This window comes from Photorhabdus sp. RM96S (genome assembly GCF_042879335.1).
GTDB lineage: Bacteria > Pseudomonadota > Gammaproteobacteria > Enterobacterales > Enterobacteriaceae > Photorhabdus > Photorhabdus kayaii.
The window spans coordinates 65,736-92,219 of the sequence record NZ_JBHFKT010000021.1 but is presented as its reverse complement, the minus strand read 5'-3'; the positions used below and the strand labels follow the sequence as shown (position 1 = coordinate 92,219).

Annotated in this window: 20 protein-coding genes and 1 pseudogene; 11 read left to right on the top strand and 10 right to left on the bottom strand. The window is 39.3% G+C overall.

Annotated elements, in window-relative coordinates; genetic code table 11:
• The first annotated feature begins 275 nt into the window (after positions 1 to 275).
• The 6 genes and pseudogenes from ACGF49_RS14340 (at position 276) to ACGF49_RS14315 (ending at position 9,380) form a co-directional block, all read left to right on the top strand.
• Positions 276 to 1,955, top strand: coding sequence for a ShlB/FhaC/HecB family hemolysin secretion/activation protein (locus ACGF49_RS14340; RefSeq protein ID WP_113042522.1), 1,680 nt, complete (start codon positions 276 to 278; stop codon positions 1,953 to 1,955).
• A 60-nt stretch (positions 1,956 to 2,015) separates the two neighbouring features.
• On the top strand, positions 2,016 to 7,103 hold the full coding sequence (locus ACGF49_RS14335) for a DUF637 domain-containing protein (protein WP_271859250.1): 5,088 nt from the start codon (positions 2,016 to 2,018) through the stop codon (positions 7,101 to 7,103).
• On the top strand, positions 7,103 to 7,639 hold the full coding sequence (locus ACGF49_RS14330) for a hypothetical protein (protein ID WP_011147280.1): 537 nt from the start codon (positions 7,103 to 7,105) through the stop codon (positions 7,637 to 7,639). Before ACGF49_RS14335 ends, ACGF49_RS14330 begins: the two co-directional genes overlap by 1 nt.
• 205 nt (positions 7,640 to 7,844) lie before the next feature.
• A pseudogene (locus ACGF49_RS14325) lies at positions 7,845 to 8,210 on the top strand (hypothetical protein); the annotation flags it as partial.
• Positions 8,210 to 8,710 carry a contact-dependent growth inhibition system immunity protein gene (locus ACGF49_RS14320; protein ID WP_262977570.1) on the top strand — a complete coding sequence of 167 codons (501 nt, stop codon included), beginning with the start codon at positions 8,210 to 8,212 and terminating at the stop codon, positions 8,708 to 8,710. The pseudogene ACGF49_RS14325 and the gene ACGF49_RS14320, both read left to right, overlap by 1 nt.
• Positions 8,711 to 8,873: 163 nt before the next feature.
• The gene (locus ACGF49_RS14315) at positions 8,874 to 9,380 is read left to right on the top strand and encodes a contact-dependent growth inhibition system immunity protein (protein ID WP_113026115.1); all 507 of its coding nucleotides are present in this window, start codon (positions 8,874 to 8,876) and stop codon (positions 9,378 to 9,380) included.
• A 244-nt stretch (positions 9,381 to 9,624) separates the two neighbouring features.
• Here ACGF49_RS14315 and ACGF49_RS14310 read toward each other — a convergent pair whose 3' ends face one another.
• The 5 genes from ACGF49_RS14310 to ACGF49_RS14290 all read right to left on the bottom strand — a co-directional run bounded on the left by ACGF49_RS14310 (position 9,625) and on the right by ACGF49_RS14290 (position 13,433).
• Complete coding sequence (locus ACGF49_RS14310) at positions 9,625 to 10,635, bottom strand: Gfo/Idh/MocA family protein (protein ID WP_262977569.1); 1,011 nt, start codon at positions 10,633 to 10,635, stop codon at positions 9,625 to 9,627.
• A 1-nt stretch (position 10,636) separates the two neighbouring features.
• Complete coding sequence (locus ACGF49_RS14305; RefSeq protein ID WP_113042532.1) at positions 10,637 to 11,485, bottom strand: hypothetical protein; 849 nt, start codon at positions 11,483 to 11,485, stop codon at positions 10,637 to 10,639.
• Between the two features lie 31 nt (positions 11,486 to 11,516).
• Complete coding sequence (locus tag ACGF49_RS14300) at positions 11,517 to 12,530, bottom strand: PseG/SpsG family protein (protein WP_113042535.1); 1,014 nt, start codon at positions 12,528 to 12,530, stop codon at positions 11,517 to 11,519.
• Positions 12,531 to 13,012: 482 nt separating this feature from the next.
• Complete coding sequence (locus ACGF49_RS14295) at positions 13,013 to 13,150, bottom strand: hypothetical protein (protein WP_158536564.1); 138 nt, start codon at positions 13,148 to 13,150, stop codon at positions 13,013 to 13,015.
• Positions 13,151 to 13,154: 4 nt separating this feature from the next.
• Positions 13,155 to 13,433, bottom strand: coding sequence for a Gfo/Idh/MocA family oxidoreductase (locus ACGF49_RS14290; RefSeq protein WP_262977568.1), 279 nt, complete (start codon positions 13,431 to 13,433; stop codon positions 13,155 to 13,157).
• Positions 13,434 to 13,790: 357 nt separating this feature from the next.
• On the opposite strand from ACGF49_RS14290, the gene ACGF49_RS14285 reads away from it, so the two are divergent.
• The 3 genes from ACGF49_RS14285 (at position 13,791) to ACGF49_RS14275 (ending at position 15,029) form a co-directional block, all read left to right on the top strand.
• Complete coding sequence (locus ACGF49_RS14285; RefSeq protein WP_113042539.1) at positions 13,791 to 14,411, top strand: iron-sulfur cluster assembly scaffold protein SufA; 621 nt, start codon at positions 13,791 to 13,793, stop codon at positions 14,409 to 14,411.
• A complete protein-coding gene (locus ACGF49_RS14280) occupies positions 14,411 to 14,791 on the top strand; it encodes a type II toxin-antitoxin system YafO family toxin (protein ID WP_228900484.1) in 381 nt (126 codons plus the stop codon). The genes ACGF49_RS14285 and ACGF49_RS14280 overlap by 1 nt, the downstream gene beginning before the upstream one ends.
• A gap of 109 nt (positions 14,792 to 14,900) precedes the next feature.
• Positions 14,901 to 15,029, top strand: coding sequence for a hypothetical protein (locus tag ACGF49_RS14275; protein WP_267479063.1), 129 nt, complete (start codon positions 14,901 to 14,903; stop codon positions 15,027 to 15,029).
• Between the two features lie 8 nt (positions 15,030 to 15,037).
• Here ACGF49_RS14275 and yfaE read toward each other — a convergent pair whose 3' ends face one another.
• The 4 genes from yfaE to ubiG form a co-directional block, all read right to left on the bottom strand.
• Complete coding sequence (gene yfaE / locus ACGF49_RS14270; RefSeq protein WP_011147271.1) at positions 15,038 to 15,304, bottom strand: class I ribonucleotide reductase maintenance protein YfaE; 267 nt, start codon at positions 15,302 to 15,304, stop codon at positions 15,038 to 15,040.
• Positions 15,304 to 16,434: a class Ia ribonucleoside-diphosphate reductase subunit beta gene (gene nrdB, locus ACGF49_RS14265; protein ID WP_262977567.1), complete on the bottom strand. Its 1,131-nt coding sequence runs from the start codon at positions 16,432 to 16,434 to the stop codon at positions 15,304 to 15,306. The genes yfaE and nrdB overlap by 1 nt, the downstream gene beginning before the upstream one ends.
• A 12-nt stretch (positions 16,435 to 16,446) precedes the next feature.
• Positions 16,447 to 18,738, bottom strand: a complete 2,292-nt coding sequence (gene nrdA, locus ACGF49_RS14260; protein WP_113042546.1) for a class 1a ribonucleoside-diphosphate reductase subunit alpha — start codon at positions 18,736 to 18,738, stop codon at positions 16,447 to 16,449.
• A gap of 369 nt (positions 18,739 to 19,107) precedes the next feature.
• A complete protein-coding gene (gene ubiG / locus ACGF49_RS14255) occupies positions 19,108 to 19,830 on the bottom strand; it encodes a bifunctional 2-polyprenyl-6-hydroxyphenol methylase/3-demethylubiquinol 3-O-methyltransferase UbiG (RefSeq protein ID WP_113042549.1) in 723 nt (240 codons plus the stop codon).
• Between the two features lie 169 nt (positions 19,831 to 19,999).
• Between ubiG and gyrA the strand changes: the two genes are divergently transcribed.
• Both gyrA and rcsC read left to right on the top strand, forming a co-directional pair.
• Positions 20,000 to 22,630 carry a DNA topoisomerase (ATP-hydrolyzing) subunit A gene (gene gyrA, locus ACGF49_RS14250; protein ID WP_113042551.1) on the top strand — a complete coding sequence of 877 codons (2,631 nt, stop codon included), beginning with the start codon at positions 20,000 to 20,002 and terminating at the stop codon, positions 22,628 to 22,630.
• 296 nt (positions 22,631 to 22,926) lie between these two features.
• Positions 22,927 to 25,743, top strand: coding sequence for a two-component system sensor histidine kinase RcsC (gene rcsC, locus ACGF49_RS14245; protein WP_113042553.1), 2,817 nt, complete (start codon positions 22,927 to 22,929; stop codon positions 25,741 to 25,743).
• A gap of 84 nt (positions 25,744 to 25,827) precedes the next feature.
• On the opposite strand, the gene rcsB is transcribed toward rcsC, so the two are convergent.
• Positions 25,828 to 26,481 (bottom strand): response regulator transcription factor RcsB, encoded by a 654-nt coding sequence (gene rcsB, locus ACGF49_RS14240; RefSeq protein ID WP_113042555.1) that lies wholly within the window; start codon positions 26,479 to 26,481, stop codon positions 25,828 to 25,830.
• Positions 26,482 to 26,484 lie beyond the last annotated feature (3 nt).

Sequence of the window (26,484 nt, the reverse complement as noted above, 5' to 3'; positions counted from 1 at the left end):
AATCGTTATGGAAAGGCAGGCTAAAGGATTAATTTATTCATGTCAAATTAAGGTTACACTTAGTGTAAATAAATAATTACAATTGTGTTTTTGCATGATCGTAAATGATGTATTTCATTAAATATAAAAAGTTACTTATTCTATTAAGTATTTAAAAAACCAGACTTTATTCACACTTAAATAAGATAATTTTTTATTTTCATCTAGATTGCCAATTAAAATAAGACGTTATTCATTATCTTAACAATTAACGCATGGTGAAATAAAAATTATCAATGGAAAGAATATCTGTTTGTTTTAGGACATTGGTTGTATCTGTTCTATTCGCTATATCGGGGCAAGCTTATGCTTCAGAGTTTATTGGCCCGGCGGATCAAGAGGTTATCACGCAACAACAGAAAGCGTTATTGCAGCAGGCTCAACAGCAGCGGGAGGCGTTACGTAACAACATCACTTTGTCTCCAGCTTTAGAGCCCGAAACTGATGGTGCTAAATCTGTTTGTCATACCATCCGCTATATTCAATTTGAAGGTGTTGAGAGCCTTTCCCAATCAGTAAGGGAAAAACTAATACAACCTTATTTAACCCGTTGCTTAACCTTGCCAGATATTAATGAACTGGTGCGTAAAGTATCGAATGCCTATATCGAGCGAGGTTATGTCACTTCTCGGGCTGGGCTCAGAGCACAGGATTTATCCACCGGTACGCTCATTATTACCGTGAGTGAGGGCAAAGTTGAATCAATCACGCTTGATGGTGAGACATCCCTTTCATTGAAAATGGCCTTTCCGAGGATGGTTGGTAACATACTGAATCTACGGGATATTGAACAGGGGATGGAACAACTGAACCGGCTTCCTTCCCAACAGATAACCATTGATATTCAGCCAGGAAAACAGCCCGGTCATTCTGCGGTTATCTTAAAACGAATATCGACTCGTTTGCCGGTTGGCGCTAGTTTGGGGATAGATAATAGTGGTCAAAAAAGTACTGGCGCCGGGCAAATCAACGCCAGTGTGAATGTAGATAACCTATTACATCTTGCAGACCAATGGTCATTATCTGTCAGTCGCAACAACGATTTTCGTAATAACCACCGTAGTCGAAGTCTCTCTTCCAATGTGACGATTCCTTATGGTGACTGGTTGTTCAATTATCAATATGCGTGGAACGATTCTTTTCAGGAGATTCCGATCGGCTCACAAACCTACCGTTATGAAGGTGACAATCAAACTCACCGGCTAGCAATAAACCGGACGTTATATCGTGACGGTGAGCAGAAACTGGCTTTGAATGCAGGAATAACACATCGTCAGACGGCTAATTTGTTTGCAGGAAAGAAATTATCCATCAGCAGCCCGACATTAAGTGTTGCCAATCTTGGTATTAATTACAGTTCGGTACTGGCGGGTGGCTATATCACGTTCAACCCTGCATTGAGTTATGGCTTACCCGTGTTAGGCGCAACAAAAGATGATCCGCATTTCCCGGATGCTCCACGTAGCCAATTTCGCAAATTCAGCCTGAGTGCTAGCTATTTTGTCCCGATCTCCGACTCGCTTTATTACCTTTCATCTGCTTACGGTCAAACCACACCGTACAACCTTTATGCCAATGAGCGTCTCTCGTTAGGCGGGCAATATTCTGTTCGGGGATTTAAAGAACAATATCTGACCGGCAATCGCGGTGGGTATTGGCGTAATGAACTGAATTGGCAAATTTCAGAGTTGCCTGTGCTGGGTGAACTGGCCTTAACGGGAGCGCTGGATACGGGTTGGTTACAGGGAAAAACCAAGCAAATCGATGGCGGTAATGTTACCGGTACAGCGCTTGGCATATCACTGACGCACAGCAAGTTCAATCAAACGATGACATTGGGAACACCTCTGATTTATCCAGACCACCTGAAACCGGATAACTGGGTAGTTTACTGGTCTGTATCACTGATTTTTTAGCGATGTAATACGGATATTTATACCAATAACTTTGTACTCAAATTAAGAAAGGACAGAATAATGGAAAGACGTAACGGCCCTATGGCAAGGGGCGCTTGTTATCTTTTAATTTATCTTACTGCCGTATATCCCCTTCATCCTGCTATTGCGGCCGGGATCACGCCAGATAATAACCGAACACAGGTACAAAACCAGGGTAATGTGCCGATCGTAAATATTGCTACGCCTAATGGTGCAGGAATATCTCACAACACTTATAAAGAATTTAATGTTGCGACTCAGGGCGCCGTATTAAATAACGCCACTCAGGTGGTTAAATCACAATTAGCCGGGCAACTTAACGCTAACCCTAACTTGAATGGTAAATCGGCTGAATTGATTATTAATGAAGTCACCGGTAGTGGTCGATCTGATCTCCAAGGGAAACTAGAGATAGTTGGTCATAAAGCCAATATGATGATTGCCAACCCTAATGGCATTACTTGTGATGGTTGTGGTTTTATCAATACCGGCAGTGCGACATTGACCACCGGTAAACCTCAATTTGATAAACAGGGTGCGTTGGAAGCATTGGAGGTTAAAAAAGGCCAGATTACTATTGGTGGCAAAGGGCTGGATGGTAAGACAACGGATTATATCGATATTATCAGCCGGGCGACTGAATTAAATGGAAAAATTCAAGCTAATAATTTATCCCTGACGCAGGGAGCTAACCGGATTGATTTTAACGATGGCACAGTGAAAAAAATCACTGGAGAAGGTGTTAAACCTCAATTAGCCGTTGATACCAAAGCATTAGGCGGCATGTATGCCAATAAAATCCGTTTGGTTGCTACGGAAGATGGTGTCGGTGTTAATCTTAAGGATTTAATCAGCAATCAGCGTGATATTACCTTAAACGTTAATGGCAAAATTGAGCTGGGAAATGCCAAAGCCAAAACGGATTTTAATCTTAGCGCTAAAGAGACTCATATTGCGCAAAATATTAAGGTACAAGCGGAACGGGATATTACTCTGGCAAGTACTAAATTGGATAATAAAGGGAGTGTAACTGCGGGCCGGGATATGCGGATATTTGGTGATACCTTGCGTAATACCGGTGATAAAGCACTTTTGCAAGCCAATAATAATATGTGGTTACAGAAAGATTCTCAGGGAAATAAGAGCACTCTGATTGAAAATAAATCTGCAACGATAAAGACTGTGAAAGGGGATTTGGTTGTTCGCACTGATAAACTGGATAATATAAGAGATCAAACCATAACTGAATGGAAAACCATTCCGGCTGACTCCGTAGGAATTAATAAATGGGCTGGTAGTTTTTATGGTATCAGACAAGGTGTTGATTCCGTCATTACATTGGCTGTGAAATTGAAAGATTTTAATCGGGATAAATGGTTTGGTATTATTGATTTATTAAAAAATAACTTTATCAATATTAAACAGGATAGATTTTCAATAAAGGCGATAAGCCCAGCAGGGAATATTGTTTCTGGTGGTAATGCTTATATTAATGCAACTAATTTGCGAAATGATGTTTCATCTATATATGCGAAAAAGGATCTTATTCTCACCGGGGAAAATATTGATATTATCAGTCGTCAATTAGGTAAGAAAAATACATTTTGGCATTATACTACATCAAACCCTATGGTTGGCAGTGAATTCAAAGATGATGATGCACCACCGGGTGATTGGGATTTATTTTATGTTTATGAAGATGCAGAATATACTAAGCAAGGAGAGTTATATACTTGGGGAGAAGAAAGTTATATATCGTCTTCAATTAGTGCGGAAAAAAATCTAGTAGCGGATTTTAAAAATAACTTAAATATCAGAACGTTGATTCCTGATGATGCAAAAAATCTGTCAGAAATAACAGTAACTGCCCGACCTGACACATTATCAGCAAAAAACATTTTGCTTCACGCAGGTAAAATCAATATCACTGATAAACTAAAGGCTATTGATGGGTTAAATATTATTTCCGAGAATGATATTAATCTTAATAATGCAGCATTGATTTCGTCAAATAGCTTATCTATGACAGCAACTAATAATATTAATGCTTTGCAAGGTGAACTAAAAGCCAAAGATGTAACTATTATCAGCCGCAACGGGAATGTTCAGTTTCAGAGTAGTAGCAAACCAGGGTATTTTAATCCTGATAATACGCGTAAAATAAGTAGCTTAGAAGCTACGGGTGATTTACTCTTACATGCAGGTAAGAACATTCTTCTTCGCAATATCCTCTTAACGAAAAGTCATAATATTTCTTTAACTGCAAATCATGATATTACCATTGATAATAACAGTGAGTTATTGACACATAAACGAATGGGGGATGTGAGCGCTGAGAGTAAGGAACAAACGCTGTTTAATCAGATGTTATCTACAATAGGTAAGCTTGATGCAAAAAGCTCGGTTGTCATTAATGCTGGAGGAAATTTATCTATTAAGGGAGTTAATGTTTCAGCGGTAAAAGATATCAACTTGACCGCTGCAAAAAACATTGATCTCACTCCTCGTGAATTATCTCCTTCACTGAATAAACTATTTTCCACATCCCGTTCTGGTGAATTAAGTAGCCGATTAACCGCAGGAAATAATATCAATATTATCAGTGGTGCCGATATCAATGGCAAGGCGGCTCAAATTAACGCGAAAGGTAATACATTATTATCAGCAGGTCGGAATATTAACTTGTTAGCTCTGGGCTATTCCGCTATTGATAATAAGAACGATAATAATAAAGATGATCGCCATATCGTTGCTGTAGTTAATGGTGGAAAACAGCTTACCTTAGCTGCTAATGGAACGCTGATTACCCAAGGCGCTACATTAAGCTCAGGAGGAAATACAACGATTTCTTCCGGCGGCAATATGCGTTTTGAATCAGTGCAGAATCATTCTTACCGGGAAAAAGGCAGGGAATTCACTGAATCAGTCACACAGCAAGGTACTGCATTGACTAGTGGCGGTATATTAACTGTTATTTCAAACGGCAGTATTCTTTTCCAAGCCACTAAACTGACTGCCAAAGGTGCGATGGACGTCGCGGCGAAAGGCGGTTATCTGTACGCTCAGGCAATGGAAGAATCTAGCCACTATGAGAAAACAGAAACCAAACGTAAGTGGTATGGCAAAAAGAAAACCATTAAACGTACCCGTCATGATGTCACTAATAAAGTCACTGAATTTACTGCGGGTGGTGATATTAACCTGTTAAGCCGGGATGATAGCACTTACGAAGCCAGTAAAATTGCGACTAATAAAAACGCCAAACTGACCAGCACTCACGGTAAAGTTAATTTTAAAGCAGTAAAAAATACCGCTTTTGAACAGACTATTACCTATTCCAAAGGCTTTTATATTAAGCAAAGGGATAAAGGTTATACCGAAACCCAATGGGTATTACCGCAGATTTTCACTGGTGGAAAACTGACAGTGGAAGCAGCCAACGGTGTTAGTGCTGATATTAAAGCTAAAAATGGTCAGTCATTGCAAAATGTATTAGCCGTATTGGGAAATACGCCAGAAACAGCTTGGTTGAAAGGGCTTCGAGAAAATAAAGATATCCAGTGGAATGTGGTCAAAGACGCTTATGACAGTTGGGATCACAAGAGCCAGCATTTGAATCCAGTGGTTTCTGCGGTAATTGCGATTGCAGCGGCGGCGGCAACCGCAGGCAGTTCTTTAGCGGCATCTGTTGCATCTTATGCGGGTAATAGCGTTGCGGGTGGGGCGTTAACTGCGGGAATGTCATCACTGGCGGCACAGGCGGCCGTTGCTATTGTGGATAATCAGGGGGACATATCCAAAGCGCTAAAAGTATTAGGTAGCAGTGATGCGGTTAAATCAACAATTACCTCAATGGCGATTGGTGGCGCATTGGCCGGATTTGATTCCTACATGGGATGGGATAAAGCGGCTGATGGTACCAAATTAGATCCCACAAAAGCGAAATTACCCCAAATCAGCAATGGTGATTGGAATAAAGTCGTCCAACGGGTAGCGGGTCAATCCATTATTAGTTCTAGCTTGAATACCGCCATTAACGGCGGCAGCTTTAAAGATAATTTGACTACGGCTCTGTTGGCTAATATTGGCAGCCAGATTAATGCGGAAGGTGCCAGATTAATTGGTGACAACGGCGAAGTGCTTGGAGTGCCGGGTAAAACGTTAAGCCATGCAGTTGTCGCAGGGATAAGCGCTGAAATTGGCAGAGGAAATGTTAAAGGCGCAATGGCAGGGGCTTTGGCTGCGGAATTGGCTGGTTCTATTATGGATAATAGCTTGTTTGAGCCTAAATTTCGTGATGAATCAGAACGTCAGTTAAATAAGCTAATAAAGGCTATGTCTGATAATGAATCTAATGCCCAGCTAGCAAAAGTTTTTGGTTCAGTAGCGGGAGCAATAGTAACAGGAACGCCGGATGGTGCTTACAGTGGTGCAAATGCATCTGAGATAGTTTTTCGTTATAACTATATTGATCATCAGCTTACTCAGTTAGCGTTAGAAAACCAAAAAGATATGTTGGCTGCAATGGAAGGTGATAAAGAGGCTTTAATTCGTGTGGAAGCTCGTCAACAAGCTGCGTTAGCAGTTATGGATTACATCCCTGTCATTGGCGCAACGAAAGGATTTTATGATGCAGAGAAATTGGAAGATTATCTTCTTGCTACTCTCAGTGTTATTCCTAGTGGGAAGTTATCAGTAAAAATCATTGAAAAACTTAAAGTTGCGGTTAAAGCTAAAAATGCCCCTGAAACAAGGATATTGTTGAATGAAATTAAGCGTGATATTAGTAAGTCAGGAACAGTATGGGATTCTATAAAAGCAACACAGCCTGCAATTCCTGGAACATCAATACCAAAATCGTTTGAGATGACGGTAAATGGAAAAGTTGTATGGGTTAACCCAAATGCAACCAAGCATATGGAGGAATATCTAACGCGTAATGGATTGTCACACAGCACAACAGAAGGGAGCCAAGCTATGTTGTCAAGTCTTCAACATGCGATCAAGAATGCATCATCTCAAGGTTTGAAGTTTAATGAAAAAATGCAAGTAGGTCGTTGGGAGTTAATATTTAGTCAGCGATCTACAGATCCTTATCCAGTATTAAAACATGCGTTGTATAAATAATGATGCTGAAAATAATCAAGCCAGTAAATGATCAGGAAGTAATCATTAATATTGATGGTTACACACCTATTGATATCCAATTAGTTGATAATATAAACGAAACTCCTTTATATTGGAGAGTTGGTGATGATAAGAAGAGTTTATTAGAGTTTGCTATTTTGCCTAGTAATGGCAGAATTGCAGCGATTACTTTGGTTATAATTAATCCAGAGTTTATTCAATATGCAGATGATTATCTTATTGAATCATATGAAAGTAAATGTGGTTTTCCTATAGTTGATGTGAATATATGGAGATTTACTGAAAATAATGATTTTAATCATCGTTTTATCGATGAATTCAATTGTGTGATTAAGGCATTGATTTATCAAGAATCTATAATGTTGGTCATAAAAGAGAAATGTATGTTATCCAGTTGGATTAAATGTAGCAACTCTTTGTGGTTGGGATTGGACGATGATGAAAATATTGTAAGTGTTCTAATAAGAGGATTATCAAAAGAAGATATCAATAATTTCTTTAATTCTATTAGTTAGTGTATATCAAGCTAATTTTATCTTGGATTGATATGCGATATTGCTATGTAGTAAAAATGGGTAACATCGGTTTCCATACCGATGTTACCAAATATATATTTTTTTATTACCTTAGATAGTCTTTGTGTTGTATTAGGAAATTTTTTACTGCTTACTGGATCTATCCAATGGAGTCTTGCGATTGAAATAGTATGGGTATCCTTTTGAGGATTTTGTTGCTACGCAAATGCCAGCAGGTTCTCGGTTGCCTGAAAGGTTTAAGACTTTTGATTTTTATGATGAAAAAACAGGTTTGGCTACCAGTGTAAAAACATTGGATACACGTACTGCGGCAAGGATTAAAGATCCGAAACAACTTTATTCTTCCATAAAAGGGAACATTGATTCAGTGGTAGATTTTAGTGGGCATGTTAAAAAGGGTGAAGAAGTAACATCATCGATGATTTCACAACGAGAGATTCGCATTGCTGTACCAAAAGCCACGACGGTAAATCAGTGGGAGCAAATTAACCGTGCAATAGTTTATGGTGCAGAAAAGAATATTAACGTCAAAATTACAGTGGTGAAATAATGAGTGAAATTTTTGAACGATGGAAAAATGCCAGATGTGTATTTAATGGTGATTTCTACTCAGTAACAGCTTATTCTGGTTATCGTGCACTTAATTTAGATACTTCAAGAGGCAACTATATGTTAACTTCTGATGTTTCTGATGAGGAGCTAGGCATTGTAATTCTGGATGCTCTTTCTAAAAGTCGGCTGATTGATCCCGATGATAATTTTTTTGACAATGAAAAAAAGGCTGAGAGATATAAAGAATGGGTTAAACTCTTAATGGAAACTTACAATTATCGTTCAAAACGTCAGCTTTTTAAAAAAATGCATAACTGTGGAATCCAATTGCTTGATGGCCAAATAACGATAAGACCATCTAGCCATGAAAAATTGGAAGGTTGGTCTGAAGATGGTATTTCTGAAGCTGATTATGTCGTGATTCCGGCAGACAGTTCTCCTGAGGAAGTTGGTGCGGCATTACGATTGGCTTTTTCACGTTGCAGAAGTTATGTTTGACAATAAAATAACAATTTGTTTTTACATTGATTATTCATGATCTTTGATTTAGAGAGTTAATTAAGGTGGACACGTAGTAGTTATTATGTGTCCGCTAATTATTTCGAAAAGATTCAAATAGTTATTAAATAAGCCTTACTGCTAAAATTACGGTGGTGAAGTAATGAACATAGATTTTGATCAAGGATTGAATGCGGGTGTTAAGTTTAATGGTGATTTTTATTCAATACAAACCTATTCAGGCAACGGTTTATTAGGGGTAGATCCCTTAGGAAGCGAATACCTATTACAGCCAGTTGCATCTGATCAAGAGTTGGGAAAGGCTGTGCTTGATGCTTTATCAAAAAGTAGGATAATCCCACTTGATGAGTATGGGGATTATTTTGATCATGATGCAAATGACAAACAGTATAAAAACTGGATCACAGAGATGATGGGATCTTATGGTTATCGCTCAAAACGTCAGTTATTCAAGAAGATGAACAATTGCAATATTCGCTTGTTAGATGGTGTGATAACTATTATGCCCTACGGTCACAAAAAACTTGAGCTTTGGACAGGGCAGGGTATTGTCGAATCTGATTATGTCATTATTCCGGCAAACAGTTCTCCTGAGGAAGTTGGTGCGGCATTACGGCTGGCTTTTTCACGTTGTAGGAGTTATGTTTGATTAAAGAACCTAAGTTTTATTTCGTAACTGATCATAGCGATATCCATTATATAAAATCATCAGTAAACAGAATATATGGCATTGTTCTGTTAAGAATAAATCTTATGAATAGTAAAACTGTTTTAGTTGATAAAAATGGTAATAAAAAGAAGTTAATAAAGTCTTTTAGACCATTTATTAACTTCCGATATTTTTAATGAACTCATATATATTTGGTTTTTATTTTCCTCTAAAAACTAATTTATTAATTTTTATATTGTAAATAATTATTAATTCTATAGTCTTTTAATACTTGGTCTATTACCCAACTGGTTCGTGAGCCTGATTCTCCTGTTGATGGGCAAAATCCTTTTCCTTGTAATTCATTAATTATTGTATTAATCAATGGCATTTCTATATGCTTTGGATTATCAATATTAAATTGGTGTAATTTATTATTTTCGTCATAATATGAAATGGCTGAATTTCCAAATGTAGAGAAAGATATTTTTCCTTTAGTACCAATTATTTCAACATTATCTCCTCTAGAGTTCGACACAAAATTCCATATACCCACACCTTGAATATTATTTTCAAACATAAATGACATTGATACACAATCTTCAGCGGGATAAGCATTCCCTTGTGAATTTGCATGTCCTTTGACAGAAATAATCTTTCCCAAAAGAAAGTCTAATATATCAAGAGTATGACATGCTAAATCAACAAATAACCCACCACCGGAAATTTCTGGATTAACAACCCAAGGTAAATGATGAGGATCTTGGTAACATTTCTCTATCTCTCTATAAAGTATACAGTTTACTATCCTTGGTGTTCCTATCGCGCCTGACTCAATTAATTCTTTGATCTTTAAAAATCTTGGCAATGCTCTTCTGTAATAAGCTACAAATAAGGGAACATTTTGGGATTTACAAGTCGCGATCATCTCATTACATTCTTCGAATGTTAATGCCATAGGTTTTTCTACATATATTGCTTTACCAGCTTTAGCCGCTAAAATAGTATATTCTTTATGTGTAGAGGGAGGTGTTGCAATATATACTGCATCAATGTCTTTGTCATTAATAAGTGAATTAGCGTCAGAATACCATTTAGGGACATTATGTCTCTTAGCAAAATCCTCTGCTAAATTAGCGTTGCGCCGCATTACTGCAACTAATTCAGAATTATCTAATTTATAAAAGGCAGGGCCACTTTTTACTTCAGTAACATCACCGCAACCAATAATGCCCCATTTTATTGTTTTTTTCATTTTATTTTCCCAATATGTTTATATCGAATTCTTTCTTAATAAAATCTTGGTGGAGATTATAATAGAATTCTGATTTATCCCATTTTTTTCGTTCCAATATATGATTATATAACATGTTTTTTACTTCTGAATCAAGCGAGTTAATATAATCTTCATCAAATTTCTTATAATCCATTACACCGAAGTGACATGTGGGTTCACATCTATTAGTATGGTAACCCAATTGTATTGTTGCGCGATTATGTTTCAGTATGCCACCATATCCTCTATGTATTGCCAAATTATTATAAAAGATAGCTTCTCCTGGATTTAGTATGATTTTTTCACCGATATTAATGTCAGGCGATTTCATTGGGGCTATTTTTTTTGAACCAGAAAATAATGCTTTTTCTATATTATTAAAATTACGAATATGGCTACCTTTTACAAACCATAAACATTCATCTTTATATAACGGTATGTTTATTTGAATATTATTATGGAAATGCTTATCTGAATACCATGAGTCGAGAATTTCTTCATCAGGAATTTGTATTACATCACGATGCCAGCCTTGACGGTAGTCAACCCCTTTATTTGCGTAGAATAATGAGGCACCATCAAGTATGATGTCTCCACCTTTTAATAAATGGCTACAAATCTCAATAATTTTATTATTATTAATAATTGATTGAATTCCCTTAATTGCCATTTTGGGTTGAATAAATTGAATATTAAACATCTTATCATTATTTTGTTTGATATGATTATGTATTATATTTAAGTATAGATCAATTTTAGACTCTGATAAGATAGGTTTAATAATATACCCATCTTTATTAAACTGTAATAATTCATCTTTATTTAGCATATTTACTAACCTTAAGTAATTAAAATTATTTTTATATTGTAGAATAATTTTCTGGAGTATTGTCATTGAGGAATTTAATAATATTTTTTATTATTCTTTCTTTTCCGGTCTTTATATCTAAACACATTGTTTGTCTATGAATTTTCAATCTGGTTTCATAATCAAATATTTTTATAATGGAATTTATAAAAACATCATCAGAAATATCATTATGTAAACCTAATTTGAAAAAACCTACTGTATTAGAAAAATAATGCAAATTTTCTCGTTTATTTGCAGAAATTGATATAGATGGAATACCTAATGCAGCTAGTTCATATACTGTTCTTCCATTAGAACTGATTGCAATATCAGCAGCCAACATATGTTGGGACATACCGGTCTTAATATTATTTATCCATTGAATATTTTTATAATTTCCAAAATTTAAGAAAGAATTTAATTCTTGGGTAAAAGGATAAGCCGGGCCTGTAATAACTGTTACTATAATATCTTGGAAGAAATTACATGTGGATAATAACTTCAAAAATCGCAAAGTTAGGTTGTTTGGATCTTCTCCTCCAAAAGATAATAATATAGATTTTACCATTTTATTTATTTTTATTCTATTTGACGAAATAAATTCGTCTCGTAGATCAATATAATTATGTCCATAAAGGACATGAGGATATCTTCCTGAAGAATAAATAGCATTTATAGTAAGATCTGTTTTCTTTACACCACTCCCGGTGTCTTCAAATGTAATGATTTTTTTGCCTAAATTTTTTATGGCGTCAATATAACTTTCATCAGTGTCTAATGTGTCATTTATCACTAAGTTTGGATTTATTTTTTTGACATATTGGTAAATGGGTATATTCCTATTTTGTAGGATAAGTTTTATATCTAAAGATTTTAAATAATTAAAAGCGTTTATACTTTCATGAGTGCATAAAACATATACATCGTTATTCTTTAAACTTTTGCTTAAATCAGCCACCCTAAAAGTATGTCCCATTCCGATTCCAGGATAGCCAGCAACTATAAATAGTATTCTTTTTCTCATTTTATACTTTTGTTTAGATATTAGAGGGTTATGATCATTAATTAGTTTATGATAAACAGGGATGAAGCATAAGTTGATTTTTTTCTGAATACAATGTTTTTATTTAAAAATAACTATTTTTAGTTATTTTATGTTTGCATGGCTCCTATTAAATTCTCCTTTCCTCCAAATATGGGAGAGTATTTTGAGATCAAATTTGGAAAGCTTTTCTTCTGCTGGTACTGATATTTTTCAAGCTAATATACCAATTAGCTTGAATTTCTTTTAGGGTTTGCCAAGTACGATGATTGGTCTTTTCTTAGGTAAAAGATGAGTAATTTTAGGATATTTAGATACAGTACTTACTATAGTTATTTATTGTGATGTAGCTCAGTTAAACTGAATGAAAAAAATAGTAATAGATTGTTTTTTAATAAAATAAATGGAGTTTAAAGCTTATTGTAATATACAATTACAAATAAAACTTTAGATAACCCGATAAATTAATTATGGTTATAAAATAGTGTTTGATATTGTTGAATTATTGATTTTATTAGGTATATATATGGATAAAAATGACGTATATACCTGTCATCTTTCAAGTTACCTCTTTGTTGGCTGCGCTCACTCACCCCGGTCACATCGTTATCTATGCTCCCGGGGATTCGCTCCCTTGCCGTCGCGATGCATCTTGAAATCCATAAGGTATATATTGAATTTTTTCTTAATAAAATCTTGGTGGAGATTATAATAGAATTCTGATTTATCCCATTTTTTTCGTTCCAATATATGATTATATAACATGTTTTTTACTTCTGAATCAAATGTTAATGCCATAGGTTTTTCTACATATATTGCTTTGCCAGCTTTAGCCGCTAAAATGGTATATTCTTTATGTGTGTAGGGTGGTGTTGCAATATACATATCGAATCGTTTATTAATTAAATACTTGTGAGGGTTATAGTTGAGATTTGACTTATCTCATTTTTTCTATCCAATATCTATGTATATAACATGTTTTTTATTTTTCAAGCAAGTAAGTTAATATGATTTTTCCCCAGTATTAATATCAGGTGATTTCGACGGTGCAATTTTTACAGTAGTTGTTTTACATTAATCAGTTATAGTCTTTGATTGATATAGTCAATGCTAGCTTGATGAAATGTGATTTAGTGGGCTTTTCGGTCAGAATATTTTTTTGTCACCAGAAATTTGGTGAATTGATCATCAAATCCACAACATTTATAATCAATACATATCAACATTGAAGGTGGTGAGGATATGAAGAGACAAGTGAAAACAATGACTCTCCCAGCGATGACAGCGGCGTTATTGGCGTCTCTGGCTCCTGTTCCGGCTAAAAGTACCGTTCTACCGATGACGGTCGTTGAAATACAAAAATCGGCAGGTTTGATATCTACATTGACATTTAACCTGAAAGATGAACAGGTTTTTCTGCCTTTGTCAGAGGCAACTGCTTACTTGCAAAGTCTGAATGAGTACACGCGAAAGTCGTTATCTGAAGCTATCGCTCATCGTGTTGCTAAGGGGAGTGGTGAATTGTTTTCAAATTCAGTACGCATAAGAAAATTAGCCAATGACAACATTGAATATTGCATGAGGATAAAAGAGGCAATACGTATCGTTCTGTCATCTGATAATCTGAGTAAGAATTTTACAGATCCGTCTCAGCGAGAAATATTTCGGGTGAATATTGTGAAGTTCGGTCGAGCAATAGCGAACTCTGAATATACTGCGTGTGATATTCTTTCGGCTATTGAACAAAGCCTGCCTCCGACAAAGACATATCATCCTGATAATTTACCTACTTCTAGAGAAGTTAAATTGATGATATTAGCAGAACATAAAAACCTTGGTCTGTCAGAGCCGGAATTTTTATAATGGGAGTCAGTGTTACTGTTCATAAAGATGTTGAATTTCATGAGGTTGCAATAGTTTATGCAAAGTTGTTAGAGCATTGGAAAAGGACGGCGTTATTACCTTCTGTATTTGGCCTGGATGGTCAATGGGAACATAATAGCAGAACCTTAGATTCAAATATCTATAAATTGCATATTAGGATGCCAGATGAAATACCGTGGGAAAAATATAAGCCACAGATTGATCGATGTTCGGATAATTATTTAGTGTATGTGCAGCATTGGATGGATAGTAAGAGTTTTCAGGTGATAAGTATTATGAGCCCAAAGGCTCACGAATTAGCAAAGACGTCATTTCTTACAGAGCTTGAGCGTAGGGCTGAGGAGTTCCATTCCATCTAAATTACTATATAACCTGCTGTTAATAAATTAAAAGCCCTTATATACCCAATGGATTTCAAGATGCATCGCGGCGGCAAGGGAACGAATCCCCGGGAGCATAGATAACTATGTGACCGGGGTGAGTGAGTGCAGCCAACAAAGAGGCAACTTGAAAGATGACGGGTATAAATTCGGGGATTCTTTGTCCATGCTATCAAGGTGTGGATATTCGTATTCATTATTGAGTGTTAGTTTTTAAGATAAATACTAAAGCTCAATCTCAATATCACTAAGCGGATGACAGCAGCAGGGTAAAATTTCGCCTTCATTAACAAAAGCCAGAGGTTTGCGTCGATAGCCGACTTTGCCTTTTATCAATTTGACACGGCAGGAACCGCAATAACCTTCGCGGCACTGGTATTCAGCTTGAACTCTACCTTGTTCCAGTGCCTCTAGCAGACTGTTATGTAGTTCGGGAGAGCTGTAGATATGATAACCCTGCATACCATGCAGGGTTACTTTATAGCTTGTCATCAGAGTTCAAAATCACTCAGGTCGTCAGGGTTAACTTCAGCATCAATCTGACCAACCAGATATGAACTAACTTCAACTTCTTGTGGCGCGACTTGAACGTTATCAGACACCAGCCAGGCGTTAATCCACGGAATCGGGTTAGAACGCGTTTCAAATGGCAGTTTCAGCCCGACAGCCTGCATGCGGATGTTAGTAATGTACTCAACATATTGACACAGAATATCTTTGTTCAAGCCAATCATCGAGCCTTCGCTGAACAGGTAATCTGCCCACTCTTTTTCTTGTTCCGCCGCCTGAACGAACAGGTCATAGCACTGTTGTTCACACTCTTTGGCAATTTCTGCCATTTCCGGGTCGTCCTGACCAGAGCGCAACAGATTCAGCATATGTTGTGTGCCGGTCAGATGTAGTGCTTCGTCACGGGCGATCAATTTGATGATTTTTGCATTACCTTCCATCAATTCGCGTTCAGCAAAGGCAAATGAACAGGCAAAACTGACGTAAAAGCGGATCGCTTCCAGTGCGTTAACGCTCATCAGGCACAGATATAATTGCTTTTTCAGTTCACGCAGACTCACCGTGATGGTTTTACCGGTAATCTGATGTGTGCCTTCACCAAATAGCTGGTAGTGATTAGTCATCTCAATCAGATCATCGTAATAAGAGGAAATGTCTTTCGCCCGTTTCAGAATCTCTTCGTTGGTGACAATATCATCAAACACAACCGCCGGATCGTTAACGATGTTCCGAATGATGTGAGTGTAAGAACGTGAATGAATCGTTTCAGAAAAAGACCAAGTTTCAACCCAGGTTTCCAGCTCCGGGATGGAGATCAAGGGCAGAAAAGCCACGTTCGGGCTGCGGCCCTGAATAGAGTCCAGCAGCGTTTGATATTTTAAGTTACTGATAAAAATATGCTTTTCATGGTCTGGCAGCGCATTGTAATCAATGCGATCGCGAGACACATCGACTTCTTCCGGGCGCCAGAAGAAAGAGAGCTGTTTTTCGATCAATTTCTCGAAAATCGGATACTTTTGTTGGTCATAACGGGCTACGTTTACTGGCTGACCAAAAAACATGGGTTCCTGTAACTGATCGTTTTTGACTTGTGAAAAAGTGGTATAGGCCATAACTTCCTCAAATTAAATCTTACATGCGCCGCTTTCACAATCGGAATCAGCAGATTCCACGACTTCTTCCAGGTCATCCTGAATGTCTTCCGCGCCATCACGGGTATTGTGGTAATACAGTGTTTTCACACCATATTTGTAAGCGAGCAGCAAATCTTTCAGCAGTTGATTCATCGGCACTTTTCCACTCGGGAAATGTGTCGGATCGTAGTTGGTATTGGCAGAGATCGACTGATCGATAAATTTCTGCATGATACCAACCAACTGCAAGTAGCCATCATTACCCGGCATTTGCCACAAGAGTTCGTAAGCGCTTTTCAGACGCTCATATTCCGGTACAACCTGGCGCAAAATGCCATCTTTTGATGCTTTGATGCTGATATAACCACGAGGCGGTTCAATGCCGTTGGTGGCGTTAGAGATCTGTGAAGAGGTCTCTGACGGCATCAAAGAAGATAATGTTGAATTGCGCAGACCATATTGTTTGATATCGTTGCGCAATGCTTCCCAGTCATAGTGCAGCGGTTCATTGGTCAATGTATCCAGCGCTTTTTTATAGGTATCGATAGGTAGGATACCTTTAGAATAGGTGGTTTCTTTAAACCACGGGCAAGCACCTTGTTCTTTCGCCAGTTCATTAGAGGCTTTCAATAGGTAATACTGGATAGCTTCAAATGTTTTGTGAGTCAGGTTGTTAGCGCTGCCATCTGAGTAACGTACACCGTGTTTCGCCAGATAGTAAGCATAGTTGATGACACCAATGCCTAATGTACGGCGACCCATTGCCCCTTGCTTGGCGGCAAGGATAGGGTAGTCCTGATAATCGAGCAGGGCATCAAGGGCACGGACCGCGAGAGTAGCCAGTTCTTCCAGCTCATCAAGATTTTCAATTGCCCCCAGGTTGAATGCGGACAAGGTACACAGTGCGATTTCACCATTTTTATCATTGATATCATTCAATGGCTTGGTTGGTAGTGCAATTTCCAGACACAGGTTTGATTGGCGCACAGGAGCGACTAAAGGATCAAATGGACTGTGGGTGTTGCAGTGGTCTACGTTCTGAATGTAGATCCGGCCGGTAGAAGCACGCTCTTGCATCATCAGGGAGAAGAGCTCAACTGCTTTCAGACGTTGCTGACGGATATTGCTGTCCTGCTCATATTTGGTGTACAAGCGCTCAAACTCATCCTGATCAGCAAAGAATGCTTCATATAGCCCAGGAACATCCGATGGGCTGAACAGGGTAATCTCTTCACCTTTGATCAGGCGCTCGTACATCAGTTTATTAAGTTGTACGCCATAGTCCATGTGACGAACACGGTTTCCTTCAACGCCACGGTTGTTTTTCAGTACCAGCAGGCTTTCAACTTCCAGATGCCATAATGGATAGAACAGTGTCGCCGCACCGCCACGAACGCCCCCCTGAGAGCAGGATTTGACCGCGGTCTGGAAATGTTTATAAAAAGGAATACAGCCAGTATGGAAGGCTTCACCATTACGGATTGGGCTTCCCAGCGCGCGAATACGGCCTGCGTTGATACCAATACCAGCACGTTGAGAAACATATTTTACAATCGCGCTGGAAGTCGCATTAATGGAATCCAGGCTATCATCACATTCAATCAACACACAGGAGCTGAATTGACGAGTCGGGGTGCGTACACCTGCCATGATCGGGGTAGGCAGAGAGATCTTAAATGTGGAAGCTGCGTCGTAAAAACGGCGAATATAGCCCAGACGTGTCTCTTTCGGATAACCGGAGAACAGGCAAGCCGCGACCAGAATATAGAGGAATTGGGCACTTTCATAAATTTCACCGGTAACGCGATTCTGAACCAGGTATTTACCTTCAAGCTGTTTGACCGCCGCGTAAGAAAAGTTCATATCACGCCAATGGTCAATAAACTCGTTCATTTGCTCGAATTCTTCTTTCGAGTAGTCTGCAAGCAAGTGCTTGTCATATTTGCCCATTTTCACCATACGGGATACATGGTCATAGAGCGCGGGTGGCTCGAATTGACCGTAAGCTTTTTTACGCAGGTTGAAAATTGCCAAGCGGGCGGCCAGATACTGATAGTCAGGTGCATCACCGGAGATAAGATCAGCGGAAGCTTTGATCATCGTCTCATGAATATCTGAGGTTTTGATGCCATCGTAAAATTGGATTTGAGAACGCAGTTCTACTTGTGATACCGAGACATTTTTCAGTCCATCGGCTGCCCAGTTAACAACCCGGTGGATTTTATCAAGGTCAATTCGTTCTTTGTGGCCATCACGCTTTGTTACTAGCAGACTATGGTTCATGGACAGGCATACCTTACATTTACTTTCAAATTCGCTCCCACCTGCTTTGTGTCTTTGACTTAGGACCAAAACATAATCCTCTCAGTGGCGGAAAAACCAACGAGAGAGTAGTGGTAATGGAATGTTAAGGAACACAATATGTAGGGGGTACACTAAATAATGACAACAAGATAATGTTAAAATCAGCTTTTATCAAGTGCACAAAAATACGGATTCTTGTGGATAACTTGAGGACTAAAATTTATTAAAAAGCCGGAAGCCTGCATCATTACTAGCGGTTGCTCTGACAGAAACACCGGCAAAAATGGGTAAAAAAATTCCTGAAAATGTGATTTATTTGCCGCTTTATTAATCGGTCAGATAAACATGTCAGACATATTGGGTGTGTAACATATAATTGACGTCTACATTGTGACCAAGGCTAAATTTATCCGTTAGCGGGTTGTAATGCAGGCCGATAATATGCTTTTCCCGCAGGGATGTTCTGTCAACCCAGCCTATCAATTCTGATGGCCGGATAAATTTCTTCGCATCATGGGTTCCCTTCGGTACCATTTTTAGAATGTATTCCGCGCCGATTACCGCCATAAGCCAGGCTTTTTTGTTGCGGTTAATGGTAGAGAAAAAGACGTGTCCGCCGGGTTTCACTAATTGAGCGCAAGCATGAACGACCGATTGTGGATCGGGGACATGTTCCAGCATTTCCATACAGGTGACGATATCATAAGCTTGTGGATATTTTTCGGCGTGGCTTTCTACTGTTTCCTGTACATAGGTCACGGGGATAGCTGTTTCAAGGGCGTGCAGTCTGGCAACCTGAAGTGGTTCTGTACCCATATCCAGTCCGGTCACATCAGCCCCTTCACGGGCCATACTTTCTGACAAAATACCGCCACCACAGCCCACATCTAACACTTTTTTACCGAAAATGCCGCCAGAACGTTGCAAAATATAATTCAGGCGTAGTGGGTTAATCCGGTGCAGTGGCTGAAATTCACCTTCCAAATCCCACCAGCGAGAAGCAATCGCTTCAAATTTTTCTATTTCCTGTTGATCAACATTGTTTGGGGTGGAAGGGGTTTTGATGTTCATCAGCGGTTGTTGCTCCTTAAACTTTCTTTAAACAGGCGGATTCACTCAGTTCTGAGATAGTATACACGGCTTAATTTTTAAATACCCGTATCTGATTTTTATAAAACTGTTGGGGTGTGGTATAGTTCTAAGCCTTTGAATTCGGAATGTATGAAGGATAGTGGGTTCCATGAGCGACATTGCTAGAGAAATCACCCCGGTCAATATCGAAGAAGAGCTGAAAAGCTCGTATTTGGATTATGCGATGTCTGTTATTGTTGGACGCGCACTACCAGATGTTCGAGACGGACTAAAGCCGGTACACCGTCGCGTACTTTATGCCATGAGTGTGCTGGGAAATGATTGGAATAAACCCTACAAAAAGTCTGCCCGTGTTGTCGGGGACGTCATCGGTAAATACCACCCACATGGGGATAGTGCAGTCTACGACACGATTGTTCGTATGGCTCAGCCATTTTCCCTTCGCTATATGTTGGTTGATGGTCAGGGTAACTTTGGGTCAGTTGATGGTGACTCAGCCGCCGCTATGCGTTACACCGAAGTGCGTATGGCGAAAGTTGCCCATGAACTGCTAGCGGATCTGGAAAAAGAGACTGTCGATTTTGTGCCAAACTATGATGGTACAGAACAGATCCCGGAAGTGATGCCAACGAAAGTACCAAACCTGCTGATCAACGGTTCTTCCGGTATCGCAGTGGGTATGGCAACTAACATTCCTCCTCATAACTTGTCCGAAGTTATTGATGGTTGTCTGGCTTATATTGAAGATGAAAATATCAGCATTGAAGGGCTGATGCAGTATATTCCTGGCCCAGATTTCCCTACTGCTGCGATTATTAATGGTCGTCGCGGTATTCAGGAGGCTTATCGTACTGGTCGCGGTAAAATTTATATCCGTGCCCGTGCGGAAATTGAAGTGGATGAGAAGAATGGTCGTGAAACTATTTTAGTGCACGAGATTCCTTATCAGGTCAATAAAGCCCGTCTGATTGAAAAAATTGCCGAATTGGTGAAAGAAAAACGCATCGAAGGGGTTAGTGCACTTCGTGACGAGTCTGATAAAGACGGCATGCGGATTGTGATTGAAGTGAAACGGGATGCGGTGGGGGAAGTGGTTCTGAATAATCTCTACTCCCTGACTCAGCTTCAAGTCTCTTTTGGTATCAACATGGTGGCCCTGCATCAGGGGCAGCCGAAGTTGCTGAATCTAAAAGATATTATTTCGGCCTTCGTATGCCACCGCCGTGAAGTGGTCACTCGTCGTACCATCTTTGAATTACGTAAAGCCCGTGAACGTGCCCATATTCTTGAGGCATTAGCTGTAGCACTGGCGAATATCGATCCTATCATCGAACTTATCCGTTTTGCACCGACGCCCGCCGAGGCAAAAGCCGCATTGGTTGCTAAGCCGTGGGAATTAGGTAGTGTTGCTGCCATGTTGGAACGTGCTGGTGATGATGCTGCCCGCCCTGAATGGCTGGAACCACAATATGGTGTGCATGACGGTAAATATTATCTGACCGAACAACAGGCTCAGGCCATTCTGGATCTGCGTTTGCAGAAACTGACCGGCCTGGAGCATGAAAAACTGCTGGATGAATATCGTGAATTGCTGACATTAATCGGCGAATTGCTGTTCATTCTGGAAAATCCTGAGCGCTTGATGGAAGTGATCCGTGAAGAGTTGTTGGCAATTAAGTCGCAATACAGCGATGCCCGCCGTACTGAAATCACGGAGAATACGGCTGATATCAATATTGAAGATTTGATTAATCAGGAAGATGTTGTTGTCACCTTGTCACATCAAGGGTATGTCAAATATCAACCATTGTCTGACTATGAAGCGCAGCGCCGTGGTGGTAAAGGTAAATCCGCAGCGCGTATTAAAGAAGAAGATTTTATTGACAAGTTGTTGGTTGCCAATACTCACGATACGATCCTCTGCTTCTCCAGCCGTGGCCGCCTGTACTGGATGAAGGTTTATCAATTACCGGAGGCGAGCCGTGGTGCGCGTGGTCGTCCGATTGTTAACCTGTTGCCGTTAGAGCAAAATGAGAGAATTACGGCGATTCTGCCGGTGCGTGAATATGAAGAAGGGCTGTATGTCTTTATGGCTACCGCCAGTGGGACCGTGAAGAAGACCGCGTTGCAAGATTTCAGCCGTCCGCGCAGTGCGGGTATTCTCGCCGTTAATCTCAATGAAGGTGATGAGCTGATCGGTGTTGACCTGACTGACGGTAGTAACGAAGTTATGTTGTTCTCCGCGGAAGGGAAGGTTGTTCGTTTTGAAGAGGAAGCGGTTCGTTCAATGGGGCGTACAGCTACCGGTGTACGTGGTATTAAACTAAATGGTAAAGATAAAGTTGTTTCTCTGATTATCCCGCGTGGAGAAGGAGAAATTCTAACGGTCACTGAAAACGGTTATGGTAAACGTACCGCTGAAAACGAGTATCCAATTAAATCCCGTGCAACACAGGGGGTTATCTCGATTAAAGTCAGTGAGCGTAATGGTAACGTGATCGGGGCAATTCAGGTTGAACCAACCGATCAAATAATGATGATTACTGATGCTGGCACATTAGTACGAACAAGGGTGTCGGAAGTTAGCGTTGTTGGCCGGAATACTCAAGGCGTAACACTTATTCGTACCGCTGAAGATGAGAAAGTTGTCGGCTTACAGCGGGTTGCTGAGCCTGAAGATGATGATGAAGACGGGCTGGCAACAGAAGGGGAAGAAGTGAAAAGTGATAGCACCGATTTACCTGATGCTAACAGCAGTGAGTCAGTTGATCCGGTTTAAGTGAGGATATTTTTTCACTTAATTTAAGAAACAGGTGCTTCGGTGCCTGTTTTTTTAAAGGAATTTTTATTAGTATCAAAATCTGCAACAGATGGGCCTTTTTAATCTTTAAACTCTGGATACCCTATGGATTTCAAGATGCATCGCGACGGCAAGAGAGAGAATCCCCGGGAGCATAGGTAACTATGTGACCGGGGTGAGCGAGTGCAGCCAACAAAGAGGCAACTTGAAAGATAACGGGTATATATCTTGTCATTAATGACATTGAATAATGCTGGTTTTTATCAGGTAACCTTTTGAGATATCTTTCTTCTTTTCGTACATCGCTGAAAATATCCCGTTATCTTTTCCGGGTGCTTGGCTTAATGTTGTGGGCATTAGGCGCTTTATTAACAGCTTTTTACCTGGTTAATATCTTTAATGAAGTTAAATCAGATATTCGTCAAGAATACAATGCTAATTATGATTCCACGCTCTCTTATGTGCGTCATACAGCAAGTGTTCTGCGGGATATCCAATATATGACAGAGAAGCATTTACTGAATTCTAATGGAAAAAATGCCATTTTTGATTTTCCACATAATAATCCAGCGTTTTCTTATCATCCTTTGTACCAAAGCGCTGACTGTCATACTTTTCGCAACAGTACTCATAGTTATTTAAATTCATTAAATAATTTTATCTCCTATTGGAAAGATAATCTTGCTGCGCCTCAGGGGTTGAATCAGGTTTTTCTGGTGGGTACGCAAAGTATGTGTATGGTAAGTTTTTCTATCCGTAATACCACGACTGAACCCGATACGTTGAAAAAAATAGTTTATGAAAACTCACGTAGGCTTATCAGCCTGAAAGAGCAAGGTAAAGAACGAAATGTTTATTGGGTTATACCGGGTGCAAGATCTGATAGCGGCCATCTCTACGTGTTGGCTCCGGTATATGTCAATGGTGAGATGGTTGCTATGATAGGCATTGAACAATTCATCAGATTGGACTCTTTTATTCAGAGACAAGACCACTCAATTTCAATCACGTTATTGAATCGCAGTAATCAACCGGTGTTGCATTATCCAGCAAATGATGACTATAAACTTCACTATGCTGATTATCAGTTGGCAGCGCCTTATTTTGGCTATGATGATAATTTTACTGATTTACTGTTAAAACGTCGGTTAATGCCATCTTCATTCAGTATCATTTATGCACTGCCACTGAAAACTATTTTCGAAGGTTTTAAGCTACAGATTATTAGCAGTATTGTGCTTAATGTATTATCTGCCTTTGTCATCATTATCTTGGTGTATCTGTTTGAGCGGAAAATGTTTGTTCCGGCTGAAGAGAATGCCATTCGCCTGGAAGAGCATGAACAATTTAATCATAAAATTGTGGCTTCAGCGCCGGTTGGGATCAGTATATTACGGGTCAGTGATGGCAGTAGTATTCTGAGTAATGAGTTGGCACATAATTATTTGAGAATGCTAACGCACGAAGATCGGGAACGGATTATTCATATTATTTGTGACAGAACCAGTAGTTATGTTGATGTTGTAACCAGTAATAATCATCATCTACAAATCAGTTTTGTTCATTCCCGCTACAGGAATGAAGAGGTGGCAATTTGTGTCTTGGTTGATATTAGTGTCCGTGTGCGGATGGAAAAATCATTACAGGAAATGGCGTTGGCATCAGAACAGGCTAACTATTCTAAATCTATGTTTTTGGCTACTGTCAGTCACGAGTTGAGAACGCCGCTTTACGGTATTATTGGCAACCTGGAGTTATTACAAGCACATTCATTGCCTGCTGAATCTGTCCGTTTGTTATCAACGATGAATAACTCCTCAGCGCTGTTGCTAAAAATCATCAGTGATATTCTCGACTTTTCAAAGATTGAATCTAAACAGCTTAAAATTGAGTCTAGAGAATTTTCCTGTCAGGAAGTTATCTCCCATGTTATTTCTAACTATCTACCGTTAGTGGTGAAAAAGCCGTTGACCTTGTATTGCTATATTGAACCGGATGTTCCAGATTATATCTGCAATGATCCGGTTCGATTACAACAAGTTATATCTAATCTATTAAATAATGCGATTAAATTCACTGATACCGGATGTGTGATTATACATGTGACAGTTGATAGAGATTACTTATACGTCAGAATAAAGGACACTGGCGTCGGTATCTCTGATAAAGCGCTTACTCAGTTGTTTGATCCATTTTTCCAGATCATGCCAAATACGGAAAGTTCATCTCAGGGAACAGGGCTTGGTCTGGCGATTTGTGAAAAACTTATCAATCTGATGGATGGTGATATTGAAGTCATTTCACAACCACAGATAGGGAGTATGTTTTCTATTCGTTTACCTTTATATGGTGCGAAATATAGGCCAAAAACTCAGTTAATAAATGAGTATCAGCGAAAAATCATCTTGGCTATACGTAATCTTTATCTGGAGGAGTTTTTACAGCGTTTTCTGGTTCATCATGGCTTACACACTGTTTTATACAGTGAGCAAAATACAGAGGGTAGTGAAATTATTATCAGCGATTTTCCTGATGCGGTTATTTCCTCTGTATACGCTTATATTGAATTATCGACGGACTATATTGGCTCACCGGAACAAATCAGAGAAAACTATTGGTTACATAACACTTACCATTTACATGATTTGTCGGTAATGATTGAGCGGCTGATTTCACCGAATCATAATGTGGTATTGAATACCGCCGCCCCTGTTTTTCAGGCAAACACCCGGTTTAATACTATTGTGGTTCTGGTGGTAGATGATCATCCTATCAACCGCCGTTTATTGGCCGATCAGTTGAAATCCATTGGTTTTCAAACAGCGATGGCAAATGATGGATTAGATGCGTTGGAATATCTGAAGAACGGGGGGATTGATATTATTCTGACGGATGTCAATATGCCCAATATGGATGGTTATGCGTTAACAATGTATTTACGGAATGATGGGTGTAAGCTGCCGATTATTGGTATTACGGCAAATGCACTAGCAGAAGAAAAACAACGCTGTATTGATGCGGGAATGGATGATTGTTTGTCTAAACCGGTTTCTCTGGTGACTCTCAGGCAGACACTGACGCAAATGATTTGAAACCCCGGTACAAAATAATGCCCGGTACAAACAAATAGTTACCGGGCATCAGGACGACTTTCAGGTTAAAATAACGAACAGTATTTACTGAACGTGATTGTTCGTATCGATAGTGACAGAAGCAAGATAATTGAGTAATGCAATATCGTTATTTACCCCCAGTTTTACCATAGCCGATTTTTTCTGACTGCTGATAGTCTTGACACTGCGTTTAAGTTTTTTGGCAATGTCTGTTACCAAAAAGCCTTGGGCAAATAGACGTATAACTTCACTCTCTTTTTGTGATAACGGTTTATCGCCATAGGGGGTTTTCGTCACTTTTTTCAACAGTTCAGAAACGCTGTCTGGCATAAATTTTTCCCCTTGTTTCAGGGCCGTTAATACATCAGGTAGATCTGTTGGCGCTCCTTGTTTTAAGACAATGCCTTCAATATCAAGTTCGAGTACAGCACTTAAAATTGCTGGATTATTGTTCATGGTTAGAACAATGATGGATAGCCTGGGATAATGGCGTTTGATGTATTTAATCAAATTGATCCCATCGCCGTATATGTCCCCAGGCATGGACAGATCCGTGATCAGTACGTTTGCTTTAATACAGGACAGATTGTTGATCAATGTGGTCGAGTCTTCAGACTCAGCGACGACGTTGATCCATTCAAGCCGCTCAAGTGATTTGCGGATGCCAAACAGGACAATCGGATGGTCATCAGCAATAATGACGTTAAGGTTATTCATCTT